Here is a 24,629-nt window from a genome sequence, read left to right as displayed (position 1 = left end):
TTATGAAGAGATGGGCGCGGGCGCTGTATCAGCCATGCCTGCCTTTAGGCAGAAACGGACAAAGGGTTACAGGATGTGAGGAGCATATAGATTTGTCCAGGAGGGCAGCCGCAGAAGGAATGGTGCTGCTGAAAAATGAAAGGGGCATACTGCCGCTGGAGAGAGGCACCAGGCTGGCTCTGTTCGGTAAGGGGTGTGTGGATTATGTGAAAGGCGGCGGAGGCAGCGGAGATGTGACCACAGCCTATGTGCGCAGCCTGCAGGATGGTTTGGAAATGAAGGAAAAAGAGGGGAAGGTACAGGTCTTTGCACCTCTGGGTGAATTTTACAGGGAAAATGTAAAAAATCAATATGACAGGGGCGTACTGCCGGGCATGACTGCGGAACCGGAGATTCCGGGTGAACTCCTGGAAAAGGCAAGGGCATGGGCAGATGCAGCTGTGATATCTATCTGCAGATTTTCCGGCGAAGGCTGGGACAGAAAAGGGATTTTGGGGGATGGAGACTTTTATCTCACAAAGGAAGAGCAGAAGATGGTGGAGACTGTGACAGCCAGCTTTGACAAAGTTGTGGTCGTGCTGAATGTGGGCGGTATGGTAGATACCTCCTGGTTCTGCAGTTCAGAAGAGATTCCGGGTGTTCTGCTGGCCTGGCAGGGTGGTATGGAGGGCGGTCTGGCGGCTGCAGACCTTTTATGCGGGGATGAGAATCCGTCCGGAAAATTGACAGATACCTTTGCCCGGACCTTTGATGACTACCCATCATCTGCCGGTTTTAACGAGTCTGAGGAGTATGTGGATTATACAGAAGATATTTATGTGGGATATCGGTATTTTGAAACCATTCCGGATGCCGCGGGTAAGGTGAATTATCCTTTCGGGTTCGGGCTTTCTTACACGGAATTCGAGATTGAGCCTATTAGGGCAGAGGAAGTAAGCGGCATCATACGTGTGGATGTAAGAGTCACAAATATGGGAAACAGGGCCGGGAAAGAGGTGGTGCAGCTTTATTACCGTGCTCCCCAGGGTCTTTTGGGAAAACCGCTGGAAGTGTTGGGCGCTTTTGGCAAGACGGACCTTCTGGCTGCCGGACAGTCCCAGGTCCTTAGACTGGAGCTGCCCATTACGGATATGGCTTCCTATGATGATTTGGGCAAGATACAGGCATCCGCTTATGTACTGGAGGCGGGAACCTACTGTTTCAGGGTCGGTAATTCTGTGAGAAATACAGTAAAATTGGATTACGAATACCGGGCAGAAGAGAACGCAGTGATAGAGCAGCTTACCGGGAAATGTGCCCCCACAGCACTGAGGACGCGTCTTCTGGCAGATGGAACCTATGAGGAACTGACTCAGTACGAGAACGGATATGAAAAGAACCAGCTTGTTCCCCAGGATATCGAAACCCTGGAGGGTGTGGAGCCTGATGTGCAGGGAATTGCCTTTGGCGAGAAAAAAGAGTGGGCAGATGCAGACAGGATCACTTTGGAGGACGTAGCGGAAGGAAAGGCAGGCCTGGACCAGCTCCTGGCACAGCTCAGTGACAGGGAAGTGGCCGGACTGCTGGGCGGACAGGCTAATGCAGGTGTTGCAAATACATTTGGAATGGGGAATCTGCCCGCATTTGGAATTCCCAATATTATGACTGCAGATGGGCCTGCGGGCCTGAGGATCAGGGAGGAATGCGGCGTTTACACCACGGCATGGCCTTGTGCCACATTGCTGGCCTGCACCTGGAATCCGGGACTTGTATTTGAAGTGGGAGCGGCAGGTGCGGCAGAAGTAAAGGAGAATAACATAGGGATCTGGCTCACGCCTGCTATGAATATCCACAGGAGTCCTCTGTGTGGAAGGAACTTTGAATATTATTCTGAGGATCCCCTGGTATCGGGAAGGATGGGGGCAGCTATGATCAGGGGAATCCAGTCCCAGCATGTGGGAGCGTCCATGAAGCATTTTTGCTGTAATAATAAGGAAACCAATAGAAAGGACAGCGATTCCAGAGTATCGGAAAGAGCACTGAGAGAGATTTATCTGAAAGGCTTTGAGATCGCTGTAAAGGAAGCCCAGCCGTGGACAGTGATGACATCATACAATCTTATGAATGGATATCCCACATCCTGTAACCCGGAACTGCTTCAGGGGATCCTCAGGGATGAATGGGGATTTGAGGGGATGGTGACCACGGACTGGTGGAATCACGCGGAGCATTATTTAGAGGTGAAGGCAGGCGGAGATATCAAGATGGGATGCGGTTATCCTGATAGAATTATGGAGGCAAAGGAGAAGGGATTGGTGAGCCGGGAAGAGATGGAGAGATGTGCAAAAAGGATATTGCAGATGATACTGAAATTGGATTAGAGTGTTTGAAAGTTGCTTTTCATAAGCGCTGTGTCACACTTTAGTCTTGGATACCGTTGACATGGCTAAAATTTTGTGATAAGATTCGGAATCATGAGAAAGGCGTTGAGAAGAGATAGTAAGCGTGTCCGAATGTTCCAGAGAGAAGCCGGGTGGTGCGAGGCTTTATTTAGGGGCGCTGAACCGGTCTTTGAGCTGCGGGCTGAAAGGTGACGAGTAGGTTTTGACGGGTATCCTCCGTTATGGGGATGGAGTATCGGATGGCTATGATCTATGAGGATTGGTGTCCCGTACTTGTGGAGTGCAGAATGAGGATTCTGAAATCAGGTGGTAACACGGATATTTGTTTATTCGCCCTGAACTGGCTAGAGTGTGTTGGAATGAATTATCAAACACACTCTAATCTGGTTCAGGGTTTTTGTTTTTTCTGCCGCTCGCTGTCCCATCCGTCCGGGCAACGTGGTGTGTTGCGTTTGTATGCAGCCGAATTCTACACCGAGGGTATTTCGTCCGCCTGAGATGAACAAGGGGTTGTACGGCTCAGACGGACGAAATACCCTCGGTGTAGCTTCGGAATGCATACGGCACTGCAACACACCACGTTGCCCGGACGGATGGGACAGCGGCGGCAGAAAAAAGCACTTCGTGCGTGTGAGGGCGGAAGGTTATTGGAGACGGTGGGGGTATACTTGCAGAGTAGAGAGGGGCCGCGCGAAGTGGAACTGTGCAAAGTGGAGCCGTGCAAGGTAGAGCCGTGTAAAGTAGAGCCGGATAGAGTAGTGTATGACAGAAATTTGATGTTGTTATCATGATAGGCTGGGAATGTATGGGTTGTGTATGGATGAGTGAGGATTGTGAAGAGCTGCATGGGATATCTTGGGAAGTAAATAGAGAAAAAGGTTTTAATATAAAAATGAAAATGGAGGAAATGTGCAATGAAGATGGAAAAAGTTGTAGGAGAGAGGTTTCGGGAGAGGCCGGCGGATTGTGTGATTGATAGTCATGCTTTGATGGTGAGAGGCGGGTATATGAAGTATGTGGGGAATGGGATTTATTCGCAGTTTGGGCCGCTTAGGAGGATTTGCAGGAAGATTGAGGGAATCATCAGGGAAGAGATGGATCGGATCGAGGGACAGGAAGTGCAGTTTCCGGTGGCTATGCCGGCTTCGCTTTGGGAAGAGTCGGGGCGGTATGAGAGTGTGGGGAGTGAATTGCTTCGGTTTACAGATAGGAATGGGAGTAAGATGGTGCTGGGGATGACACATGAGGAGGCTTCGGTGCAGCTTGTGCGGGAGTATGGAAAGAGTTATGCGAAGTATCCGTTTATGATCTATCAGATCCAGACTAAGTTTCGGGATGAGGCAAGACCAAGGGCAGGGCTTATCCGGGTGCGGGAATTTACTATGAAGGATGCTTACTCGTTCCATACTTCCCAGGAGGACCTGGAGGAATATTATCAGAAGTGTTATCATGCTTATGAGAGGATTTTTGCAAGGGCCGGGATTCCGGAGACCATTGCTGTGGCTTCGGATTCCGGGATGATGGGCGGCAGTCTGTCTCATGAATTTATGCTGCTGACTCCTGTTGGGGAGGATTCTATTGCGGTATGCCCGGAATGCGGGTTTAGGGCAAATGTGGAGATGGCTGAGAGTATCACCCAAAATGTACTGGATGATGTACAGAAGGAGCTGGAACTTGTGTATACGCCGGATATGCATACGATTGAGGATGTCTGCGGATATTTGGATATGCCCAAGGAAAGGTCCTGTAAGGCGGTGGTTTATCAGAAGAATTCGGATGATGGGTTTGTGGTGTTGTTTATCCGCGGGGATTTGGATGTGAATGAGACGAAGGTCACTAATTTTCTGAAAAGTGAAATACGTCCCGCAGAGATCACACAGGAATCCGGCCTGCATCCGGGATTTATTGGGCCTTTTGGTCTGAAGGGGGATTTCACGGTCCTTTATGATAACTCTCTGAAGGGTGGAATGAATCTTTCCTGCGGCGGGAATGTTGAGGAACATCATTATACGGGGCTTTGTATGGAGAGGGACTGCCCGGAGGCAGAGTATCATGATTTTGCCAAGATCACAGAGGGCGGCGTGTGCCCGGAATGCGGCAGACATACCATCCGGGTATCCAGAGGCATTGAAGTGGGTAATATTTTTCAGCTTGGTACAAAGTATACGGAGAGTATGGGGATGCAGTACCTAGATAAGGATGGTAAGGAGAAGTATCCTCTCATGGGTTGTTATGGGATCGGTATTGGAAGACTGGCGGCTTCTGTCTGTGAGGCGCATCATGATGAGTATGGACCCATCTGGCCGATGGCTATTGCTCCCTGGCAGGTGCATTTGTGCTGTGTAAGACCGGATAATAAGGAAGTAAAGGAGTTTGCAGATAAGCTTTATGAGGAACTTCAGGAACGTGGCGTGGAGGTGCTTTATGATGACAGAAAGGTGAGTGCCGGGGTTATGTTCTCAGATGCGGACCTGATGGGAGTGCCCATACGTGTGATCGCAAGTCCGAGAAATATGAAGGAAGGATGCTGTGAGATTGTGACCAGGGATAAGCAGGTTCAAAAAAAGACGGTACTCAAGGATGTTGTAAGTGAGATTATGAAGATGATCTTATGCGCAGATAAGGAATGACAGGGATAGGAGGAAGGATGGGAGAAGAGATGTGGCTGGATGAAGCGTTATATGAATATAGCGAAAAGGATTATTATCCGTTCCATATGCCCGGACATAAGCGGGAGTTTTGTCCGGAGACGCTTAAAAATCCTTATAAGGTTGACATAACTGAGATTGATGGGTTTGATAATCTGCATCATGCGGAGGGAATTTTGCTGGAAGCGCAGAGGAGGGCCGCGTCTCTTTATGGAGCCTCGGAATCCTGGTATCTGGTAAATGGCAGCACGGCGGGGATTTTGTCTGCAGTCTCTGCGTGTACTTCCAGAGGCGGAGAAATCCTGATGGCCAGAAACTGCCATAAGGCGGCCTATCACGCCGCTTATCTGAGGGGACTGAAAACGCATTATCTATTTCCGCAGGCGGACAGGATTGTGGGTTTGAATGGGGGAATCTCCCCGGAGGACGTGACAGACATGCTGGAAATGCACTCTGGAATCCAGGCTATTCTTATTACGTCACCCACTTATGACGGCGTGGTTTCAGATGTGAAAAAGATTGCTGAGGCGGCTCATGCATACCATGTTCCTTTGATCGTGGACGAGGCTCATGGGGCTCATTTTCCGTTTTCAGAGGCATTTCCTGTGTCAGCGACTGCTTGCGGGGCAGATGTGGTGATCCATAGTTTACATAAAACACTGCCGTCTCTGACACAGACAGCCCTTCTGCACAGGAACAGTGAGCGGGTGAGTGCGGATAAGCTCAGGCGTTTTTTAGGGATTTATCAGAGCAGCAGTCCTTCCTATCTGTTTATGGCGGGGATGGATGCTTGTTTGAGGCTGATGCAGGGGGAGGGAAGAGAGCTTTTTGATGAATATACAATACGGTTGGGGGACTGCAGGGAGAGACTGGCAGGTCTTAAAAATCTGCATTTGCTTGAAAAAGGTGAGATAACAGGGCTGGGCTTTGTGTATGACCTGGATGAGTCAAAAATGGTGGTATCTACGGCCAATACTTCCATAGACGGGGCAAAGCTTCATGAGATCCTATTGGAGCGGTATCATTTGCAGATGGAAATGGCGGCAAGCCAGTACGTGATCGCACTTACCAGTGTCATGGATACAGAGGAAGGCTTTGCCAGGCTGGAGAAGGCGCTTCTGGAAATTGACAAAGAGCTGGAAGGAGCGAGAGGCCCAGAGGCCCGGCAATGCCTGAAGGGCAGTAAGGAAAGCGTATCAGGTGAGGCAGAACAATGTCTGAAGGGCAGTAAGGAAAGTGCATCAGGTGAGGCCAGGCAATGTCTGAAGAGCAGTAAGGAAAGCACGTCAGGTGAGGCCTTGCAATGTCTGAAGAGCAGTAAGGAAAACGTATCAGGTGAGGCCAGGCAATGTCTGAAGAGCAGTAGGGAAAGTGCGTCAGGTAATGCCTGGCAATCCCTGCAAATCGGTAGGGAGAGTACGCCTGGGAAGGCCGACCTGTACTTTGAGAATATGAGGGATTATATCTCCGGGGAGGCCTGCACTGCCATAGCGGAAGCTGTGGAGGGCGTGCAGGAGGAGATTGATCTGGAGGGCAGTGAAGGCAGGATTTCCTCCGAATACGCATATTTGTATCCCCCGGGAATCCCGTTTCTGGTGCCCGGAGAGAGGATCAGCAGCCACATTTTGGATCAGCTTCGCGTCTGGAAACAACAGGGGCTGGACATTCAGGGGCTAAGTGACTATACTCTAAAGAAGATTCACGTACTCAAGAGATAGGGGAACAGAAAGATGGGCAGGATTTTTTATATTATGGGCAAGAGCTCTTCCGGTAAAGATACGATCTACAGCAGGCTCCTCCATGACGGGGAGCTGGAGCTTTTTCATATTTTGTTATATACTACGCGTCCTATCCGCCAGGGTGAGGCGGATGGGCGGGAGTATCATTTTGTGGACCAAAACCGCTTCGGGCAGTTTAAAAATGAGGGAAAAGTGATTGAATACAGGACTTATGAGACTGTGCACGGACCATGGACTTATTTTACAGCGGATGACGGGCAGGTGGATTTGAGAACCCATAATTATCTGGCGATCGGAACACTGGAGTCCTATGAAAATATGAAGAGATACTATGGGGAGGAAAATGTGTGCCCCATTTATGTGGAAGTTGAGGATGGGGAGCGTTTAAAACGTGCCCTTGCAAGGGAAGAATTACAGGAGAAGCCCCGCTATGCGGAAATGTGCAGGCGTTTTCTGGCCGACACAGAGGATTTCTCTGAGGAGAATCTGGAGAGGGCAGGAATTGGAAGGCGTTTTCATAACGTGGAGCTGGAAAGCTGTATGAAGGAGATCCGGGATTATATCCGCAGCCGGAACGCTTAACATATTATCCGATTATTTAACAGAGTTACTGTTACTCCGTGTCCAGTAACACGCTTCGCGATGCACAGATATGGAGCAGTCTGCCCCATATCGCGCTGGCTGCCTCGGGATTTTCATGCTTCCGGCATGAAAACGCCTCCCGGTACAGTGGCCTGTGAACAGTAATTTAACAGAACCTTAATAGAAAAGTAAGCGTACCAAACGTTGCAGGACTCGGAAAACCTGTGCTATAATGATAGAAACGAGCCGGTGCAGACCAGCTCTGAACATAGATGTTACTGTTCGCAGTATATTTAAAGTACAGTTTTTTGAACAGTAACACGCTTCGCGATGCACAGTTCTGCCCTTTAGGGCACAAAATGCAGTTAACTGCATTTTGGCGCTGGCCAACTCGGGATTTTGCTTTGCATAGCGCAGCATCCCCTTGGAGAAAATGCCGCCCGGAACAGTGGCTGCGAATAGTATTATATAAATGCCCTTATTGCAGGGCGGAAGGATAGAGGTGATTGCAATGCAGGAAGTTGAAAAGGTATTAGGACATGAGGAGGTTATCCGTCATTTACAAAATGCGGTTGCCATGGATCAGGTTTCCCATTCCTACATTTTTGCAGGAGAGAAAGGGAGCGGAAAAAAACTTCTGGCAAAGCTGTTTGCCATGACATTGCAATGCGAGAAGCACGGAAAAGAGCCGTGTCTGCAGTGCGGCTCATGTAAAAAGGCCATGAACAGGAATCATCCTGACATTATCTATGTCAGTCATCTGAAGCCAAATTCCATTGGTATTGAGGATATCAGGGAACAGCTCATTGCAGATGTGGAGATCAAACCCTATACAGGACCTTATAAAATATATATTGTGGACGAGGCGGAGAAGATGACCGTCCAGGCGCAGAATGCTCTTTTGAAAACCATTGAGGAGCCGCCCGCTTATGCGGTGATCCTGCTTCTGGCTAACAACAACACGAGTCTGCTTCCTACCATCACATCCAGATGTGTGACCCTGAACTTCAAACCGGTCAGGGATGATCTGATCAAGAGTTATCTTATGGAGGAACTGCATGTGCCCGATTACCAGGCAGAGGTCAGCGTGGCATTTGCCCAGGGAAATGTAGGGAAGGCAAAGCAGATCGCGACCGCAGAGGATTTTGCCGATATGATGGATGCTGCCCTTAAGATCCTGAAAAAGGGAGACGGCATGGAAGTTTATGAGATGGTGGATGCCATCAAAACACTTTCAGAGGAAAAGCATACCGTGTATGAATATCTGGACCTGTTTTTAGTGTGGTTCCGGGATGTGCTGATGTTCAAAGCTACAAAAGAGGTGGACGGGCTGGTGTTCCGTCAGGAATATAATGCGATCAAGGATCGTGCAGACAAGAGTTCCTACGAGGGGCTGGAGAAGATCATCCAGGCCATTGAGACTGCTAAGACACGTCTGCAGGCAAACGTTAATTTTGACTTAACAATGGAACTTCTGTTCCTTACTATCAGGGAGAACTAAAATGACAAGAGTGATTGGAGTCAGATTCCGGAATGTGGGAAAGATCTATTATTTTTCCCCTAAGGATCTGGAAATAAAATCCGGTGACCATGTGATCGTGGAAACCGCCAGGGGCGTAGAGTACGGCAGTGTGGTTCTGCCCCCCAGGGATGTGGAGGATGAGAAGGTGGTCCAGCCTCTGAAAGAGGTTATCCGTATCGCAGGCCCACAGGATGACAAAAAAGAGGAGAGCAACAGAAAAAAGGAAAAAGAAGCTTATCAGATCTGTCTGAAGAAGATCAAAGAGCACGGGCTGGAAATGAAGCTCATAGACGTGGAATATACATTTGACAACAATAAGGTCCTTTTTTACTTTACTGCTGACGGAAGGATTGATTTCCGTGAACTGGTGAAGGATTTGGCGGCTATCTTCAAGACACGAATCGAGCTGCGCCAGATTGGTGTAAGGGACGAGACAAAGATTTTGGGAGGCATTGGAATCTGCGGGCGGGCATTGTGCTGTCATACTTACCTGTCAGAATTCGCTCCTGTCTCCATAAAAATGGCGAAAGAACAGAATCTCTCTCTGAATCCAACCAAGATATCAGGGGTGTGCGGAAGACTTATGTGCTGTCTGAAGAACGAGGAGGAGACCTATGAGGAGCTGAACCGGAAACTGCCTGTGGTCGGAGACAGAGTGAACACACCGGAGGGACTCAGAGGCGAGGTGCAGAGTGTAAATGTGCTGCGTCAGCTTGTGAAGGTCATCGTGGATGTGGATGACGAGAAAGAGATCAGAGAATATGCTGTGGAGGATCTGAAATTCAAACCGCGGCAGAAAAAAGAAAAAATAAAATTGTCTGACGAGGAATTGAAGGCATTAAAGGAACTGGAGAAATAGGAAGGACGGTCAAGTGGCAGAGAAATCTCTAATTATGGAAAATGAACGTCTGGATGATCTGCAGAACGGCTATATGCTGATTCAGAACCCCAAACAGTTTTGTTTTGGAATAGATGCAGTGCTTCTTGCCTGGTTTGCCAGAGTAAAACCAGGTGAGAAGGTGCTGGATATGGGGACGGGGACGGGTATCGTCCCTATTTTGCTGAAAGCCAGGTATCCCGGAGGCCGTTTTACCGGCCTGGAGATCCAGGAAGAGAGCGCTGCGCTGGCCAGACGAAGCGTAGCTTACAATAGCCTGGAGGACGATATTGTAATTCAGACAGGGGACATCAAGAGGGCTTCTGAGATTTTCAGCCCGTCTTCTTTTGATGCGGTTACTACCAACCCTCCTTATATGATCGGGAGTCATGGTTTGGTGGGGGAAAACACGGCGAAGACCATTGCCCGCCATGAAACCCTATGCACCCTGGATGACGTTATATCTCAGGCAGCTTCCGTTTTGGTCCCAAAAGGGAGATTTTATATGGTGCACAGGCCATTCCGGCTGGCGGAAATTATGTCAACCATGGTGAAGTATAAGCTGGAGCCTAAAAGGATGCGTCTGGTCTATCCTTATGTGGATAAGGAGCCAAATCTTGTGCTTATTGAGGGGATGAGAGGCGGAAATTCCCGGATAACCGTGGAGAAGCCGCTGATCGTCTACGAGAAACCGGGAGTGTATACAGACGAGATCTTGGAGATTTATGGTCGAGAACGGCAGGAAAGAGCTGCAGGAGAAGAGGAAACATGAGCGGAACATTATATTTGTGCGCCACACCCATCGGCAATCTTGAGGACATGACTTACCGGGTGGTGCGTATTTTAAAAGAGGCGGATCTGATCGCGGCGGAGGACACCCGAAACAGTATTAAGCTGCTGAATCATTTTGATATTAAGACGCCCATGACCAGTTATCATGAATATAATAAGATGGATAAGGGAAGATATCTGGTGGAACAGATGCAGGCAGGGAAAAATATTGCACTGGTCACAGATGCAGGGACACCCGGAATTTCCGATCCCGGTGAGGAACTGGTGGCTATGTGCTGGGATGCGGGAGTTACGGTGACAGCTCTTCCCGGTGCAGCGGCGTGTATCACGGCCTTGACTTTATCAGGACTATCCACAAGACGTTTTGCATTTGAAGCTTTTCTGCCCTCAGATAAAAAAGAGAAAAGAAAAGTGCTTGAGGAGCTGAAAAACGAGACCAGGACCATTGTGCTGTATGAGGCACCCCATCGGCTTGTCAGGACACTCCAGGAACTGTTGGAGACATTGGGCGAACGCAGGATCTCTGTGTGCAGAGAACTTACCAAGAGACATGAGACCATATTCAGGACTACGCTTACCGAGGCTGTTTCCTATTATGGGTCGAATGATCCTAAGGGTGAATGTGTATTAGTCCTGGAGGGACGAAGCCGCAGTGAAATGGAGGCTGAGGAACAGCAGCGCTGGAGTGAGATGCCTTTAAAGGAACATATGGATTATTATGTAAACCAGGGAATGGATAGAAAAGAAGCCATGAAGGCAGTGGCTAAGGACAGAGGGGTCAGTAAAAGAGATATCTATCAGGCCCTCCTGGAAGAGGAATAGAGGGATACAAAGGTACTGGGCAGCCTTCTGCTGTCCGAAAGAGAAGGGGATATAAATGGCGTACCATTACAGGAAAAAAGAACAGGAAAGAAGAAAGAGAGAAAGAGAGCGGAAAGTCAGAAGGATTAAGATTATTTTCGGAGTGGATGCAGCTCTGGTGCTGATTCTTCTCCTTATTTTCGTTGTGGGAAAAGGCATGTCTGCCGGATCTTCGGAAAAGGAGACCAGCGCGGAGGCCAAGACAGCCAAAACAGAGACTGCTCAGGATAAATCGGAGAAAAAGGACAGCGCCGGAAAAGCTGAGGATAGTCCGGATACGGACAAGGCGTCAGATACGGCAGAGAAGAAGAAAGATGAACCTGTGACAATCACCGTCAGCGCAGCAGGTGACTGTACGCTGGGAACCGATGAGTTTTTTGACTGGAGTGACAGCCTCCCTGCTAAATATGAGGAGGTGGGCGACCCGGCCTATTTTTTCCGGAATGTTCAGCCTATTTTTTCGCAGGATGATCTGACGATCGTGAATTTTGAGGGAACCCTTACCAACAGTGAGGCGCGTGAGGACAAGCAGTTTGCATTCAAGGCTGACCCGGCTTACGCCAAAATACTTACCGCCGGCAGCGTGGAGGCTGCCAACATGGCCAACAACCACAGCAAGGATTACGGTGAGCAGAGCTACACAGACACCATTAAGGCACTGGAGGATGAGGGGATCACCACATTTGGTTATGACCGGATCGCTGTGATGGATGTGAAGGGAGTCAAGGTGGGACTGCTGGGTACTTATGTGCTGAGAGAGGGACTTGGAATAAAAGATTCTATGATCGCCAATCTGCAGTCTTTGAAAGAGCAGGGGGCGCAGATCATTATTGCCAGCTTCCATTGGGGTTCAGAGAAGGCATATGAACCGGACTCCACACAGATAGAACTCGCCCATGCGGCTGTAGATAACGGGGCAGACTTAGTCCTTGGGCACCATCCGCATGTGCTGGAAGGGATTGAGGAGTACCAGGGGAAGAATATTGTGTACAGCCTGGGTAATTTCTGCTTTGGCGGCAACGCGTATCCGTCTGATATGAATACCATGATATTTCAGCAGACATTTACCATAAAGGACGGGGAACTGCAGGAGGATAATGTAAAGAATATAATTCCGTGCAGGATTTCCTCTGAGGATGGATATAATAATTATCAGCCTACGCCTGCGGAGGGGGAGCAGAAGGATGATATATTGCAGAAAATTGAAGAGTATAGTTCTTGGGTGCAGGGATGACAGATTCATGAAAAGTAATCTTGTACGGGCAGTTTGATATAGGTCTTATTATAATTATAGTAAAGAAGTGATGAGAAACAGGCAGCAGTTTCTCATCACTTCTTTTAGTAAATGTGTTATTGAAAGTCAATATAAATCTTTTCTCATATTGTTGAGAGAGGGGATTAAACGTCTTGCATGTTCGTTAACCTCCGATGAGACTGGCACAAGAAGAAGTTCCTGTTTTTCGCTGCCCTCTGCCAGAACTCTGCCGAAAGGGTCACAGGCATAACTCTGTCCAATAAAAGTGTCCTGGATATATTGGCTGCAACCAATAACCGTTATCGTGTTTTCGATAGCTCGCGCCGCAAGGAGTGTTTTCCATTGTACTACCTTTTGCTCACCATGTACCCAGGCAGATGGATAGATAAGTAAATCGGCCCCAAGCCGCGCGGCGTGTCGTGCTACCTCTGGGAAACGTAAATCATAACAGGTGCCCAGTCCCAGTTTTCCAAAAGGGGTTGAGATGGGAATAAACAGAGCATCTCCGGGAAGAGTATGTGATGATTCTTGCCAGTTAAAAGCATCAAACAGATGAGTTTTTCTATATATACCGTGAATGACACCATTACTGTTTAGTAGCACTAATGTGTTATAACATTTTTTATCATTAGAGGAATCGGATTTTTCATTCATACCAAAAAGAATCCAAATTTTGTGCCTATTGGCTAGCTGCTTCATGCGGGAAGTAAAACAGCCGTCAACAGCCTGAGCATTGTTTATATAGGCTTGAATATCTTCTGTACAAGGAAACATAAAATATTCAGGAAAGACAACCAATATGGCACCGGCAGCTTTTGCCTCCAGTATATAATGTTCCGCAAGCATTAAATTCGCGGATATGTCTGGTAGGGAACCACATTGTGCCAACGCAATGATATGTGTCATAATAAGCTCCATTCCTCGCCAATCCGGCGTACATCTGCATATATAAGTTAGACAATAATATATGTATTATACCATATTTACAATAGGTAATATAGATAATATAGTACTTTTGAACTATATGGAATATGTTTTATTTCCTGTAAAACTCCTGGAAGAGCTGTGTAACCTCATCCTGGCTCATTTCACCAGTCATATAAGCCTGTAAATAAGGGCCGCAGGTCTCTGCATAACTTTGAGGCGCGATTGTATGAATCCAGCCATTTGTTTTACCAGCAGTAATATATTTATTTGCATCATTTGCCAGTTTTCCACTTACTTCCATGTCGGTCTTTACTGCAGGTGCGGCGCCTACACCTTCACATGTCCATTTCTGTCCCATATCAGAAGTAAGTATATATTGCAGATATTCTTTTGACAGTTCCAAATTTTTTGAATTTTTATTGACGATATATGTCCAGTTACAACAGGAAAGCACCGTTGCATCTTCCGCTGTTTCACCTACTGGAACAGGAAGAAAAGCAAGGTCTGCTTCCGGATTAAATGAATCTAATGTAGACTGGCACCAGTCGCCCATATGAATGATAGCAGCATCTCCATTTGCCAACATATTTTCTGATTGTTCCCAATCTACCTCTAGTGGCTTATCCGGTCCGTATTTTACGGCTAAATCTAAAAAACGAAAAAGATTATTCCAGTTAGGCAGGTCAGTAAATTCCAGGTCTCCTGATTTTAAAGCATCATTTGTACCCTCAGCATCTAAAGTCTTATCAATCATAAAATGTGTTGCCAGCTGCCCCAGAACCCATGTTTCTTTTGCAGCCAATGAGATAGGAGTTATTCCGGATGCATCCAATTTTTTGCATGCATCTTCCAGTTCATCCATATTTGTTGGCAGTTCAGTGATTCCTGCTTTATCAAAACATTCTTTGTTGTACAGCAATCCCATATTTGCATAGGCCCACGGTAACGATTTGATTTTTCCATCCTCGTCCATGCCTGTTTTCAGCGCATCTTTCAGAAACAGCCCTGTTACATCCGTATCATTGCTCCAATCATATGCATACTCATAATATAATTTAGCAGACGTTCCTGTTTCCACTGCAAACACATCCGGCACATCGTTGGAATTGACACGAGCCTGTAATAAAGTATTACCGTCATTTGCTGCATGTTGCACTTCCACGGTGACTCCGGGGTGTTCTTTTTCAAAAGCATCTACAACTGCCCCATACTCATCTAACCCATAGGCCTGTGAGTCAAACACTCTTAACACAACATCTTCGACATCTTTTTTTTCATCAGTGCTGTCTTCTGCTTTTTTTGCACTGTCTACATTGCCACAGCCTGTCAGCGCAGCCGTCATCATTGCTGTACATAAAATAACTGCCATAATCTTTTTTTGTATCATAACTTTTCCTCCATTTTAAATTACTGTTATCGGGATATTCTGGGGAATTCTGAGATTCAAGTATAGTAGAATGCATATTTTTCCATCGCATCCATAAGAGCTTTTATATTTTCCAGTGGTACACCAGGATAGAGGCCATAAATCATCATAAGTCCTCCTTTGGCCGAACCCAATTCTTTTACCTCTTCTAATATTAAATTATCCACATCCTTTTTTGAACCGTAGGGAGTTATCTTTTGTCGGTCAATATCGAGATCAATGCAAACTTTATCTTTTAAATTGTGTTTGATCCAGGAAATGCCATTTACCAAATCCTGCAGATTTAAAACTTGTATTCCACTTTTAAGGAGATAAGGAACCAGGGTTCGGATATCACCATCTGAATGCATATGGATTAATATATTTGCTTCTTTTGCTGGATTCATCATTTTTTTATAGGATGGTAAAATATACTGCTCAAAATTTTCAGGAGAAAGCATTGGACCTACCTGCATTCCTAAATCTTCCGCATAGGTTAAAACATCTACATCCATTTTAGCATATTGCTCAATAATATAAGTGTTAAACGCTACAATCTTTTCTAACAGATCATTTAGATTTGGCTCATTGTCTTCCATATCAAATATAGTGTTCTGATATCCTCTGATGTCACAAAGCTGTAAAAATGTATGCCCATGCCGCAGGCCTTCTATAGTTAGATCCCCCCTTTTTTTCTTCTCTTTTATTCTTTTTTGTTCGACCTGCCAATTGATTTTTCCGATACCCATGCATTGACTGGGATCGGGAATTTTATAAGAGGTGTAATCGTTCCAATCATCCAGAGGATGCTGTTTGACGGAGCCGGTAATTCCATCGTCTGTTGTCTCCCAAAGACATCCCCAATCATCTAAGTAGGGGTGATCCTTCCTTGCTACATTGGAATACGAGGGAGTATATGGGATTGCTTTTTTTTTATAATCTGGAAATAAAAAAGGATGCTGCTCCATCAGCTCAAAAAGTGCTTCCTGTGGATATGCGTTCCAGCAGGAATCATTAATGACAAACTCCATGGGAATATAGTCAGGAGTCTCAAAACATATAGCTTTCAGTATGTTTGTTCTGCTATTCATATTTTTTTTCCTTTCTTTCTAAATAGTTAAATGATATATTTATTATAGTAAGAATATTGGATTTTGTCTTACAACATTGGGTAAAACACATTTTCAAACATTTGTAATATAGGTGCTTGAGGCAGAAAAGGAGATGCTATGATTAAAGAATACCGCAAAGTATACGATTACCATTACCATAATCAATTTTTGTTCCGCCTTGGACATGCACGGTTTCAGAAAGCGCATCCGCCTATACCGCTTCATGAGCATGGTAATATGACAGAATTTGTTTTCCTGGAAAAGGGGACGCAGAACTACCAAACTATTGATAAAGTTTATACTGTTCAACAAGGAGAGGTTTTTTTTACCAAGCCTAATGAGCCTCATAGCACAGGGATTCTTCCGGAGGAAATATCGGTTATTTATTACCTGATCGTTGACTTATGCTTAGTTTCAGAAATTGACGCTTTTATATACCAAAGTGAATATTCAAGAATAGAGAACTATTTTTTGAATATACATTCCCGTATTTTCAAACCATCTCCACGGCTTAAGATGGAGTTTAACCGATTGCTGGAAATTTTTGCGCATCCGGATATACATTTTGATACTCGAATAAGGAATGCTCTAGCCGAAGTATTAATAGCTCTTTCAACCCCGCCATCACCCGAAAAAAATATTAGTACACGGGAGATAGAGAGCAGTATGACTTATATTCAAGAGAATTTAAACAATATAATTCATATTTCGGATTTAGCACAAATGGAAAATATGTCTCTGTCTGCTTACAAAAAAAAGTTTGTTCAAGTAACAGGTATTCCTCCGGGAGAATACATTCTGCAGCAAAAAATAAAAAAATCCAAAGAGTTGTTGTTGTCAACACAGCTTTCAATTACTGAAATTGCTTTTGAATATGGATTTTCATCCAGTCAGTACTTTGCGACAGTGTTTAAAAGACTGTGTTATATGTCGCCTTCAGAGTTCCGAAAGGTATATTATACACCCGGTCAAAAATGAGGATAGTTATAAAAGAATAAAAAAAATATGTGGAGCATATAGTAGAAAAAAGCCTGTGAGGCGTGAACATGCTTAATATTCTCTGGGGAGCAATGATGCTCATAGGAATTACATACGGCGCCATGACTGGGCGTATGGGGGAGATCACGGATGCAGCACTCTCGTCTGCAAAGGAGGCAGTTGTGCTCTGCATTACCATGGCGGGTATTGTTGCTATGTGGATGGGTGTCATGGAGATAGCCAGGTCTTCCGGCATGATAGAGAAGATGACGGAGAAAATGCAGCCTCTGCTGCGTTTTTTATTTCCTAATCTGCCGAAGGACCATCCTGCAATGGAGTATATTTCTGCCAATATTATAGCGAATTTCCTGGGACTGGGCTGGGGGGCGACTCCGTTTGGGCTGAAGGCCATGGAAAAGCTGGCGGAGCTGGAGGATGAAAGGCGGCTGGAGGATGGACATGGAATGGAAAAGAAGCGGTTTCATATTTTTCCGCAGGGTACAGCCAGCAATGAGATGTGTACTTTTTTGATATTAAACATATCTTCTCTGCAGTTGATACCGGTAAATATTATCGCTTACAGAAGTCAGTATGGCAGTGCGAATCCGGCCGGTATCGTCGGTCCGGGAATTGTAGCTACACTGATTAGTACAGCGGTAGCAGTTGTTTTCTGCAAGTTTAAGGACAGAAAACGGAGGGGATAGACTGAACTTTATAAAATTATCTGGTAAATCTGGTGCAACTGTTCCTTTCCGCAATGTAATAGGGCAGTTCTGTTTTTAATTCCAGTTTATGTCCCCCCTGGATCCGGTCTAATAAAAGTTTCAGGGCAATATTTCCCATCTCTTCAGTGGGAACATGAATGGTGGTGAGCATAGGCGCAGTGCGCTGGGCGTGAGGGATGTCACCAATCCCAATAATGGAAATATCCTTTGGAATCTTTGTTTTATATTCCCGAAAACACTGCATTGCACCTATGGCTGTTAAATCGTCTGCACAAACTACGGCGGTAATGTCAGCTTGACGTTCCAAAAGCAGCCTTGCCCCGTGATATCCGCCCTCAAACGTTTGCTTGGCGTTGACTGTATTTGTTATATGAAACGGTATGCCAAGGTCTTTCAGTGCCTGCTTATAACCCTGAAAGCAGGCATTGTCTTTTTGTTCCCCAATATAACCAATCTTTTTATGCTTTAGGCCATATAGATATTTTACCGCACTTACAAAAGCATGGCAGCCATTGCAGAGGACCTGATCGCATCTTAGATCAAGAGGCGTGATCCCAACGTATACAAGGTGCCTGTAGGTGTTCTCAAGAAGTTCAAACTGCCGCTGTGATATGCTTCGCTTTCCGAATAAGACAGCGCCGTCAGCTTTGTTTTTTTGTGTTTTAGGGGGATTTGGGGGAAAGGAAAATTCTTCCAGAAAAAAAGAGCGGCGTACAATACATTTTTGGCGGAAAGCTATTTGTTCGATTGCCCGTTCTAATTCCTGGTAAAGAGGGCTGACATCTGTTTTGGAATGTTCGGTGTATATACAATCAATGGAGTAGGTGGGGGCGGATTCTTCCGGAATAGGGCTGCCGTTCTTTAATGTCCGTGCCGCGGCATTTGGAATATATCCGTTTTTTCGGACAATGGACCAGATTTTGTCCTGGGTATGTTTGCTGGCTGCATTACATCCTTTATTGTTGATAACCCTTGAGACTGTGGAGATGGAAACCCCGGCTTCCTTTGCAATATCCTTCAGTGTCATTTGATTTCCTCCTGTGTAGTTTATATTATGAGCCAATACGAAAAATCCATACTACCACGGACAGCCTCAAAAGAACAGGACCGACTGATCAGAAATCAATCTACAGCTACCTGTTTGCAGAACGGCACTTTGCACAACTGTCACGTTGGGCCATGAAAAACGGAAGCTCAACTTTCATTGGAAGGGTGTGCCTGCCGTTTATGCGGTCTATTAATATACGTGCAGTCTGCCGGCCTAATTCTTCGATGGGGATATGCACAGTGGTGAGCATGGGAGTTATGTATTGGGCCAGGTCAATATCATCCACGCTGATAACAGAAATATCTTTACTGACCTGTTTTTTATTCTCGTGAAAGGCTTTGATGGCGCCAATGGCGGTTAGATCATTTGCGCAGAAAACGGCTGTAAATTCTGAACTGCTCTTCAAAAGTTTCTGGGCACCTCTGTATCCCCCGTCTGTGGATTGGATCACATTGGCTGTGTTATGAATGGTAAAGTTCAAATTATGCAGGGAGAGAGCATCTTTATAGGCCAGAAAGCGGCATTCATTCGCCTGTTCTCCGATATAGGCGATTTTTTTATGCCCCAATTCTATCAAATGCTCCACTGCACTGATACCTGCCTTGTAACCGTCGCAGATGACCTGGTCACATTTTAGGGGTATGGCATTGAGGCCTACATAGATAATGTTCTTGTAGACTTCTTTTAAAATTTTTAACTGTTCTTTTGTGAACATATATCTTCCCAGTATGACAAGACCGCATATATTACGCTCATCTGCCCGTATAATGGAATCCAGGGATTTGAGATCCATGGGGCGGTATGTATGCTTTACAATATAATTATAATTAAATGCTTCCTGTTCCAGTGCGCGCTCCAGTTCAGAAAAAAACGGATCGGTATTCAGATTGGATGTGCGGGCCTGGAGGCAGTCTATATAGTACAACGGATTCTCCTTTGCGTCGGAGAGGGATGTTCTGCGTTTTAGATTTTGGGCAAGAATGTTGGGACTATAGCCGTTTTTGCGCACAATGGCCCAGATTTTGTCACGTGTTTCTTTACTGGCAGCACCTTGTTCCTTTCCATTGATCACCCGTGAGACAGTTGAGATGGAGACACCTGCTTCTTTGGCGATATCTTTCAAGATCATAGAATTCCCTCCTCGTCCTGGTCATGTCTGAAAATCAAATCTTCCTGCAAAGCCTGATACACATTCTGCAGGTGCAGGAACTAATCCCAATATACGGTTTATATTTATATTTTTAAGGATTCATCAGATATGGGCAGCTAAAGCTGTCCATGTTTTTATTATATTGGAAAAATAAAATAATAAAATGCAAAAAAGTACAAACGTTTGCGTATATTTGCGCTGTCCTGGTTTGGATAAAAAAATAAAAGAAAATACGAAAATAATAAACAAATTGACTGTAAAAATAACAAAAATAGGAAAAACGTTTGTGTAAATAGGCGTTGAAAGGGAAGAAAATACAAGATAAATTGTAGATAGTAACAAATGGAGCGTAAATCAAATCATATTGGGAGGTAAAACATGAAGAAAAGATTAGCGGTACTGTTAATGGCGGGAATTTTAGGAGTATCCATGACTGCGTGCGGCGGCGGGAATGAAGAGGAAAAAGATTTTGAGACTGCAGGAAACGAGAGCAAAAGCGAAGATAAGATACCGCTTAAGATCAGTCATCATCCATATCTGCATGCGCTGCCCAGTATCTATGCAGAGGACAATGGGCTTTACGATGCATTTGACTACACGATTGATATGTACGCAGGGGGGCCGGTGCAGAACGAAGCTATTGCATCCGGGGCCTGGGAAGTGGGGACCACGGGAATCGGCGGGGCTGTCCTTGGGTGTCCGGCGTACAATATGAAAGTGATCGGGTACTCCTGCGATGATACGCAGGCGCTGGATATCTGGGTGAGGGAGGATAGTGCACTGGCCGGCAAGGAGGCAGACGAGATGGGGGTCAGAGGGACTGCTGAGGACTGGAAAGGCAAAAAAATCCTTTGCCAGACAGGGACAACGTGTCATATGACCCTGATCGCCACCCTGGAACATCTGGGTCTTACCATGAATGACGTTGAGATCATTGATACGGCGGTAGCACAGTCATATGCTGCTTTTAAGGCGGGGGAGGCTGATATCGTATGCCTGTGGTCACCGTTTGGATACCAGGCCGAGGATGATGAGGGCTGGGTAAAAGTAGCCGATGCAGGCCATCTGGGGCTAAAGATGCCCACGCTGATCGTTGCCACTGAGGATGCGGTCAAGAACAGACCCGAAGTGGTACAGGAATGGCTGAATTGCTATCTGCAGTCAGTGGAAGAATTAAGAGCTGACCCGGAGGGCAGTGCAGAACTGCTGTTTGACTTTGAGGAGGAAGAAGGGATTTCCATGACAGAAGCAGCGGCCAAGAGAGATATAGAGACCCGTATCTTCCCGTCCCTGGAGGAAAACCAGAAAGCTTTTGCTGAGGATGCGGAAGGTAACATCAGTGCCCAGGAGGATTTGCTGAAGTTTGCTGACTTTATGATATCACAGGGGAAATTAACGGAGGCGGACAAACAGGCCATGATTGACAATAAAGCGGTTGACGGGACTTTTATGGCAAACGTTAAACTGGATTAAGGTGTTTAATGAGGTAAGTTATTATGAACGAAACGGAAAAAAATGTGAGTTCTGTTCAGATTGAGGAGAGGAAAAGGGCAAGGGAGAAGGTACAGCTCTTTTTGATCTCCGCTGCCAGCGTGATGGTGTTTTTGGGTGTCTGGGAGACGGCTGTGCGTCTGGCCTGGGTGAACCCCCAGTTTGTCTGCTCTCCATCGGAGGCATTCGCAGCATTTGTAGACAAGCTTACTCAGCCAAACCCTGACGGGGCGGTCCTGGGTATACATATCTGGGAAAGCCTGAAGCTGGCACTTATAGGATATGTAGCGGCAGCGGTCATAGGGGTCCCCTTGGGGCTGCTGCTGGGATATTATCGTACATTCGACAGACTGATAAACCCTATTTTTGAAATTATCCGTCCGATTCCGCCGATTGCCTGGATTCCGCTGTCTGTTATCTGGCTGGGAATAGGGACAACGGCAAAGTGTTTCATTATATTTCTGGCTGCCTTTGTCCCGTGTGTGATCAATTCTTACACAGGAGTGAAGCTGACCAACCCGGTGCTGATTGACGTGGCAAAAACATGCGGGGCAAGCAGGTGGAAAATTTTCATCACTGTTTGTACGCCCTCGGCCATGCCCCTGGCTTTTACGGGGGTCAGGGTAGCTTTGGGCAATGCGTGGTCAACTCTGGTAGCAGCGGAAATGCTTTCTGCAACCGCGGGATTAGGATATATGATCCAGCAGGGCAGGGCACTTGGAAGGTCAGACATAATCATTGTGGGAATGCTTACGATCGGAGTTATCGGGGCGGCCCTCACAGCGATACTGAATAAATTGGAGAACCGGGTAATACGATGGAGGGCCAAATAATGGAGAGACGCAAGATAAAAGACCTCTGCCTGACATGTATATCACTTGCTGCGCTGATCATTCTCTGGGTAATTGTTTCCAACAGCAAGCCGGACTTCTTTCCAACTCCCCAGGCGACCTGGGAGAGATTTGTAAAGATGGCGGAAAGGCCAATCAGCAGGACCACTATAACGGGACATATTTTGATCAGCCTAAAGCGTGTATTGTCAGCTCTTATTCTGGCAGTGGTCTCGGGTATCGGCATTGGCCTGATCATGGGATGGAGCAAACGGATGAACGCCGTGTTAAGTCCTATTTTGACGGCACTGCGTCCGATTCCCCCGATCGCCTGGATACCGTTGGTGATCCTGTGGTTTGGAGTTGGAGAATTTTCTAAGATTTTACTGGTGTTCATAGGTGCTTTTTTCCCGGTTGTATTGAATACGGCAACGGGGGTGGGTATGGTAGACCCCATGTATTTAAATGTAGGGCATGTCTATAACGCCAATACATTTCAAATGCTGCGCCATGTGGTAATGCCCGCAGCGCTCCCTGCAATCATGGCAGGAGTTAAGATCGCGCTGAGCAGCGGCTGGATGGTGGTAGTGGCGGCAGAGATGATAGCCAGCAAATCAGGCCTCGGTTTTTTGATCACAAGGGGGAATGAGAGCTATGACGTGGCTCTTGTTCTGTGCGGAATGATACTGATCGGCCTTGTCGGGGCAGTTTTAAGTGCGGTCTTCACATTAATGGAAAGGTGGTTGTGTCCGTGGACGGAAAAGAAAAACGGGTAAAACTGACATTAAAAAATATTTCAAAATCCTTCTATGCCAGGAAGGAGATCTTCGAGGCAGTGAATCAAATTTCCATTGATGTCTATGAAAATGAATTCCTTGTCATACTGGGACCCGGCCAGTGCGGGAAAAGTGTACTGCTGAACATGATAAGCGGCCTGGAAGAGCCCACTGCCGGGGAGATAAGGTTTCCAAATAAGGATGAAAAAAAGGTGGGTTTTGTCTTCCAGAAAACAGCAGTGTTTCCCTGGAAGACCGTCATGCAGAATGTGGAGTTTTCTCAGGAACTGAAGGGTGTGGATAAGAGGGAGAGAAGAAAACAGGCCCAGTATTTGATCGAGCTGGTTGGATTAAAAGGCTTTGAAGATTCCTATCCCCGTCAACTGTCTGGAGGAATGAAGCAGAGGGTGGGTATTGCCAGAGCTTACTGCAGCAACCCTGATATTTTACTGATGGACGAGCCTTTCGGGGCTCTTGATGCGCAGACCCGGTATCAGATGGAAGAGGAAGTGCTCAGGATCTGGGAGAAGGAAAAACGTACTGTGATCTTTGTCACCAACAATATTGAGGAGGCAGTATATCTGGGTGACAGGATCATACTCCTCAGTGAGTGTCCGGCGTCAGTAAAAGAGATTTACCCTCTGAAAGACCTTCAGCGCCCGAGAGATTATGTAGATACAGAGTTTCTTAAAATGAGGGAAACAATAGAGAAAAATATGGATTTGGCATTATAACATAGAAGGCAGGATGCACATATGGGAGAAGAGGTAAAGGTAAGAGTAGAAAACCTGACAAAGTGTTTTGGGGATCTGAAAGTTCTTGATCAGGTTTCCTTCCGGATTAAAAAGGGTGAATTTGTATGTATAGTAGGTCCTACAGGCTGCGGTAAGACTACATTTTTAAGGCTTTTAACAAAACTTACGGAGCCCACTTCAGGAGAAATTTACATAGACGGTGAACCGGCTGACCCTCAGAAACATAACATATCCTTTGTGTTTCAGGAGCCTTCGGCCTTTCCGTGGCTGACCGCGGAGGAAAATATCGAATACGGGCTGAAGATTAAGAAGAGGCCGGCCCGTGAAATAAAGACGCAGTCTGACAAGATCATAGGACTTCTGGGACTGGAAAAGTTCCGCAAAGCTTACCCCCATGAAATGTCAGTGAGCATGGAACAGAGAGTGGTGATCGGCAGGGCATTTGCCATGAATCCCGACTTGCTGCTGATGGATGAGCCATATGGTCAGATGGATATTAAGATGAGGTATTTTCTGGAGGATGAGGTGATCAAACTGTGGAAGGCAACAGGCAGTACGGTTTTGTTTATCACCCATAATCTGGAGGAGGCAGTATACCTGGCAGAGAAAATACTGATTTTATCAAATAAACCTGCCAGGATAAAGGATGAGGTATTTGTGGAACTTCCAAGGCCCAGGGATATCGCGGATGAAAAGTTTGTTGAGATCAGAAAAAAAATAACAGAAGAGATTAAGTGGTGGTAGGGGATGTTTGATTGATGCCGGAAGAGGCGGA

21 protein-coding genes and 1 other annotated feature are annotated in these 24,629 nt (G+C 46.2%); of the genes, 16 read left to right on the top strand and 5 right to left on the bottom strand.

From position 1 onward, the window contains the following. Nucleotides 1-2 precede the first annotated feature (2 nt). The 9 genes from C6P39_RS08665 to C6P39_RS08620 all read left to right on the top strand — a co-directional run bounded on the left by C6P39_RS08665 (nucleotide 3) and on the right by C6P39_RS08620 (nucleotide 12,636). Complete coding sequence (locus tag C6P39_RS08665) at nucleotides 3-2,360, top strand: glycoside hydrolase family 3 protein (protein WP_104803489.1); 2,358 nt, start codon at nucleotides 3-5, stop codon at nucleotides 2,358-2,360. A 96-nt stretch (nucleotides 2,361-2,456) separates the two neighbouring features. Next, nucleotides 2,457-2,722, top strand: a binding site (T-box leader). Between the two features lie 573 nt (nucleotides 2,723-3,295). After that, nucleotides 3,296-5,011: a proline--tRNA ligase gene (locus tag C6P39_RS08660; protein WP_104803488.1), complete on the top strand. Its 1,716-nt coding sequence runs from the start codon at nucleotides 3,296-3,298 to the stop codon at nucleotides 5,009-5,011. A 17-nt stretch (nucleotides 5,012-5,028) separates the two neighbouring features. Continuing rightward, nucleotides 5,029-6,747, top strand: a complete 1,719-nt coding sequence (locus C6P39_RS08655; protein ID WP_242986997.1) for an aminotransferase class I/II-fold pyridoxal phosphate-dependent enzyme — start codon at nucleotides 5,029-5,031, stop codon at nucleotides 6,745-6,747. 12 nt (nucleotides 6,748-6,759) lie between these two features. Continuing rightward, a complete protein-coding gene (locus tag C6P39_RS08645) occupies nucleotides 6,760-7,350 on the top strand; it encodes a nucleoside/nucleotide kinase family protein (RefSeq protein WP_095174523.1) in 591 nt (196 codons plus the stop codon). A gap of 511 nt (nucleotides 7,351-7,861) precedes the next feature. Continuing rightward, on the top strand, nucleotides 7,862-8,851 hold the full coding sequence (holB, locus tag C6P39_RS08640; protein ID WP_018595388.1) for a DNA polymerase III subunit delta': 990 nt from the start codon (nucleotides 7,862-7,864) through the stop codon (nucleotides 8,849-8,851). A 1-nt stretch (nucleotide 8,852) separates the two neighbouring features. Then, on the top strand, nucleotides 8,853-9,731 hold the full coding sequence (locus C6P39_RS08635; RefSeq protein WP_095174524.1) for a PSP1 domain-containing protein: 879 nt from the start codon (nucleotides 8,853-8,855) through the stop codon (nucleotides 9,729-9,731). Nucleotides 9,732-9,765: 34 nt separating this feature from the next. Then, on the top strand, nucleotides 9,766-10,521 hold the full coding sequence (locus tag C6P39_RS08630; RefSeq protein ID WP_095174738.1) for a tRNA1(Val) (adenine(37)-N6)-methyltransferase: 756 nt from the start codon (nucleotides 9,766-9,768) through the stop codon (nucleotides 10,519-10,521). Further along, entirely contained in the window at nucleotides 10,518-11,363 is an 846-nt protein-coding gene (gene rsmI, locus C6P39_RS08625; protein WP_095174525.1) for a 16S rRNA (cytidine(1402)-2'-O)-methyltransferase, read from the top strand. Before C6P39_RS08630 ends, rsmI begins: the two co-directional genes overlap by 4 nt. A gap of 55 nt (nucleotides 11,364-11,418) precedes the next feature. Continuing rightward, entirely contained in the window at nucleotides 11,419-12,636 is a 1,218-nt protein-coding gene (locus C6P39_RS08620) for a CapA family protein (RefSeq protein ID WP_104803487.1), read from the top strand. Between the two features lie 126 nt (nucleotides 12,637-12,762). Here the strand turns inward: C6P39_RS08620 and C6P39_RS08615 are convergent, their stop codons facing one another. From C6P39_RS08615 to C6P39_RS08605, 3 genes are all read right to left on the bottom strand, one after another. Beyond that, nucleotides 12,763-13,563: a carbon-nitrogen hydrolase family protein gene (locus C6P39_RS08615; RefSeq protein WP_104803486.1), complete on the bottom strand. Its 801-nt coding sequence runs from the start codon at nucleotides 13,561-13,563 to the stop codon at nucleotides 12,763-12,765. Nucleotides 13,564-13,693: 130 nt separating this feature from the next. After that, nucleotides 13,694-14,971, bottom strand: coding sequence for an ABC transporter substrate-binding protein (locus C6P39_RS08610; protein WP_207657119.1), 1,278 nt, complete (start codon nucleotides 14,969-14,971; stop codon nucleotides 13,694-13,696). A gap of 56 nt (nucleotides 14,972-15,027) precedes the next feature. After that, entirely contained in the window at nucleotides 15,028-16,080 is a 1,053-nt protein-coding gene (locus C6P39_RS08605) for a uroporphyrinogen decarboxylase family protein (protein WP_104803485.1), read from the bottom strand. A 138-nt stretch (nucleotides 16,081-16,218) separates the two neighbouring features. Here C6P39_RS08605 and C6P39_RS08600 point away from each other — a divergent pair, with 138 nt between their 5' ends. Together C6P39_RS08600 and C6P39_RS08595 are read left to right on the top strand one after the other, a co-directional pair. Beyond that, nucleotides 16,219-17,079, top strand: coding sequence for an AraC family transcriptional regulator (locus C6P39_RS08600; protein WP_104803484.1), 861 nt, complete (start codon nucleotides 16,219-16,221; stop codon nucleotides 17,077-17,079). A 68-nt stretch (nucleotides 17,080-17,147) separates the two neighbouring features. Then, nucleotides 17,148-17,783 carry a nucleoside recognition protein gene (locus tag C6P39_RS08595; protein ID WP_104803483.1) on the top strand — a complete coding sequence of 212 codons (636 nt, stop codon included), beginning with the start codon at nucleotides 17,148-17,150 and terminating at the stop codon, nucleotides 17,781-17,783. A gap of 16 nt (nucleotides 17,784-17,799) precedes the next feature. On the opposite strand, the gene C6P39_RS08590 is transcribed toward C6P39_RS08595, so the two are convergent. Together C6P39_RS08590 and C6P39_RS08585 are read right to left on the bottom strand one after the other, a co-directional pair. Beyond that, the gene (locus C6P39_RS08590) at nucleotides 17,800-18,831 is read right to left on the bottom strand and encodes a LacI family DNA-binding transcriptional regulator (RefSeq protein ID WP_104803482.1); all 1,032 of its coding nucleotides are present in this window, start codon (nucleotides 18,829-18,831) and stop codon (nucleotides 17,800-17,802) included. Between the two features lie 106 nt (nucleotides 18,832-18,937). Continuing rightward, nucleotides 18,938-19,981, bottom strand: a complete 1,044-nt coding sequence (locus C6P39_RS08585; RefSeq protein ID WP_104803481.1) for a LacI family DNA-binding transcriptional regulator — start codon at nucleotides 19,979-19,981, stop codon at nucleotides 18,938-18,940. A 399-nt stretch (nucleotides 19,982-20,380) separates the two neighbouring features. On the opposite strand from C6P39_RS08585, the gene C6P39_RS08580 reads away from it, so the two are divergent. Genes C6P39_RS08580 through C6P39_RS08560 form a run of 5 tightly spaced genes read left to right on the top strand, consistent with a single transcriptional unit; the run spans nucleotide 20,381 to nucleotide 24,598 of the window. After that, nucleotides 20,381-21,475, top strand: a complete 1,095-nt coding sequence (locus C6P39_RS08580; protein WP_104803480.1) for an ABC transporter substrate-binding protein — start codon at nucleotides 20,381-20,383, stop codon at nucleotides 21,473-21,475. Nucleotides 21,476-21,495: 20 nt separating this feature from the next. Further along, nucleotides 21,496-22,326 (top strand): ABC transporter permease, encoded by an 831-nt coding sequence (locus C6P39_RS08575; RefSeq protein ID WP_369861380.1) that lies wholly within the window; start codon nucleotides 21,496-21,498, stop codon nucleotides 22,324-22,326. Beyond that, on the top strand, nucleotides 22,326-23,099 hold the full coding sequence (locus tag C6P39_RS08570) for an ABC transporter permease (RefSeq protein ID WP_104803478.1): 774 nt from the start codon (nucleotides 22,326-22,328) through the stop codon (nucleotides 23,097-23,099). Before C6P39_RS08575 ends, C6P39_RS08570 begins: the two co-directional genes overlap by 1 nt. Beyond that, nucleotides 23,069-23,833, top strand: coding sequence for an ABC transporter ATP-binding protein (locus C6P39_RS08565; RefSeq protein ID WP_207657118.1), 765 nt, complete (start codon nucleotides 23,069-23,071; stop codon nucleotides 23,831-23,833). The genes C6P39_RS08570 and C6P39_RS08565 overlap by 31 nt, the downstream gene beginning before the upstream one ends. A 21-nt stretch (nucleotides 23,834-23,854) precedes the next feature. Beyond that, nucleotides 23,855-24,598 (top strand): ABC transporter ATP-binding protein, encoded by a 744-nt coding sequence (locus C6P39_RS08560; RefSeq protein ID WP_104803476.1) that lies wholly within the window; start codon nucleotides 23,855-23,857, stop codon nucleotides 24,596-24,598. Nucleotides 24,599-24,629 lie beyond the last annotated feature (31 nt).

The sequence above is a fragment of the Blautia marasmi genome (genome assembly GCF_900258535.1).
Classification (GTDB): Bacteria; Bacillota; Clostridia; order Lachnospirales; family Lachnospiraceae; genus Blautia; species Blautia hominis.
The sequence above is the reverse complement of the archived record's forward strand: the minus strand, read 5'-3'. Positions and strand labels throughout refer to the sequence as shown.

What these genes read in the sequence shown, in the direction of transcription:
- C6P39_RS08595 (WP_104803483.1), top strand. Translation starts at nt 17,148, where the DNA reads ATGCTTAATATTCTCTGGGGAGCAATGATGCTCATAGGAATTACATAC.
- C6P39_RS08570 (WP_104803478.1), top strand. Translation starts at nt 22,326, where the DNA reads ATGGAGAGACGCAAGATAAAAGACCTCTGCCTGACATGTATATCACTT.
- C6P39_RS08660 (WP_104803488.1), top strand. Translation starts at nt 3,296, where the DNA reads ATGAAGATGGAAAAAGTTGTAGGAGAGAGGTTTCGGGAGAGGCCGGCG.
- rsmI (WP_095174525.1), top strand. Translation starts at nt 10,518, where the DNA reads ATGAGCGGAACATTATATTTGTGCGCCACACCCATCGGCAATCTTGAG.
- C6P39_RS08605 (WP_104803485.1), bottom strand. Translation starts at nt 16,080, where the DNA reads ATGAATAGCAGAACAAACATACTGAAAGCTATATGTTTTGAGACTCCT.
- C6P39_RS08615 (WP_104803486.1), bottom strand. Translation starts at nt 13,563, where the DNA reads ATGACACATATCATTGCGTTGGCACAATGTGGTTCCCTACCAGACATA.
- C6P39_RS08665 (WP_104803489.1), top strand. Translation starts at nt 3, where the DNA reads ATGAAGAGATGGGCGCGGGCGCTGTATCAGCCATGCCTGCCTTTAGGC.
- C6P39_RS08645 (WP_095174523.1), top strand. Translation starts at nt 6,760, where the DNA reads ATGGGCAGGATTTTTTATATTATGGGCAAGAGCTCTTCCGGTAAAGAT.
- C6P39_RS08590 (WP_104803482.1), bottom strand. Translation starts at nt 18,831, where the DNA reads ATGACACTGAAGGATATTGCAAAGGAAGCCGGGGTTTCCATCTCCACA.
- C6P39_RS08560 (WP_104803476.1), top strand. Translation starts at nt 23,855, where the DNA reads ATGGGAGAAGAGGTAAAGGTAAGAGTAGAAAACCTGACAAAGTGTTTT.
- holB (WP_018595388.1), top strand. Translation starts at nt 7,862, where the DNA reads ATGCAGGAAGTTGAAAAGGTATTAGGACATGAGGAGGTTATCCGTCAT.
- C6P39_RS08630 (WP_095174738.1), top strand. Translation starts at nt 9,766, where the DNA reads ATGGAAAATGAACGTCTGGATGATCTGCAGAACGGCTATATGCTGATT.
- C6P39_RS08655 (WP_242986997.1), top strand. Translation starts at nt 5,029, where the DNA reads ATGGGAGAAGAGATGTGGCTGGATGAAGCGTTATATGAATATAGCGAA.
- C6P39_RS08620 (WP_104803487.1), top strand. Translation starts at nt 11,419, where the DNA reads ATGGCGTACCATTACAGGAAAAAAGAACAGGAAAGAAGAAAGAGAGAA.
- C6P39_RS08585 (WP_104803481.1), bottom strand. Translation starts at nt 19,981, where the DNA reads ATGATCTTGAAAGATATCGCCAAAGAAGCAGGTGTCTCCATCTCAACT.
- C6P39_RS08580 (WP_104803480.1), top strand. Translation starts at nt 20,381, where the DNA reads ATGAAGAAAAGATTAGCGGTACTGTTAATGGCGGGAATTTTAGGAGTA.
- C6P39_RS08635 (WP_095174524.1), top strand. Translation starts at nt 8,853, where the DNA reads ATGACAAGAGTGATTGGAGTCAGATTCCGGAATGTGGGAAAGATCTAT.
- C6P39_RS08610 (WP_207657119.1), bottom strand. Translation starts at nt 14,971, where the DNA reads ATGATACAAAAAAAGATTATGGCAGTTATTTTATGTACAGCAATGATG.
- C6P39_RS08600 (WP_104803484.1), top strand. Translation starts at nt 16,219, where the DNA reads ATGATTAAAGAATACCGCAAAGTATACGATTACCATTACCATAATCAA.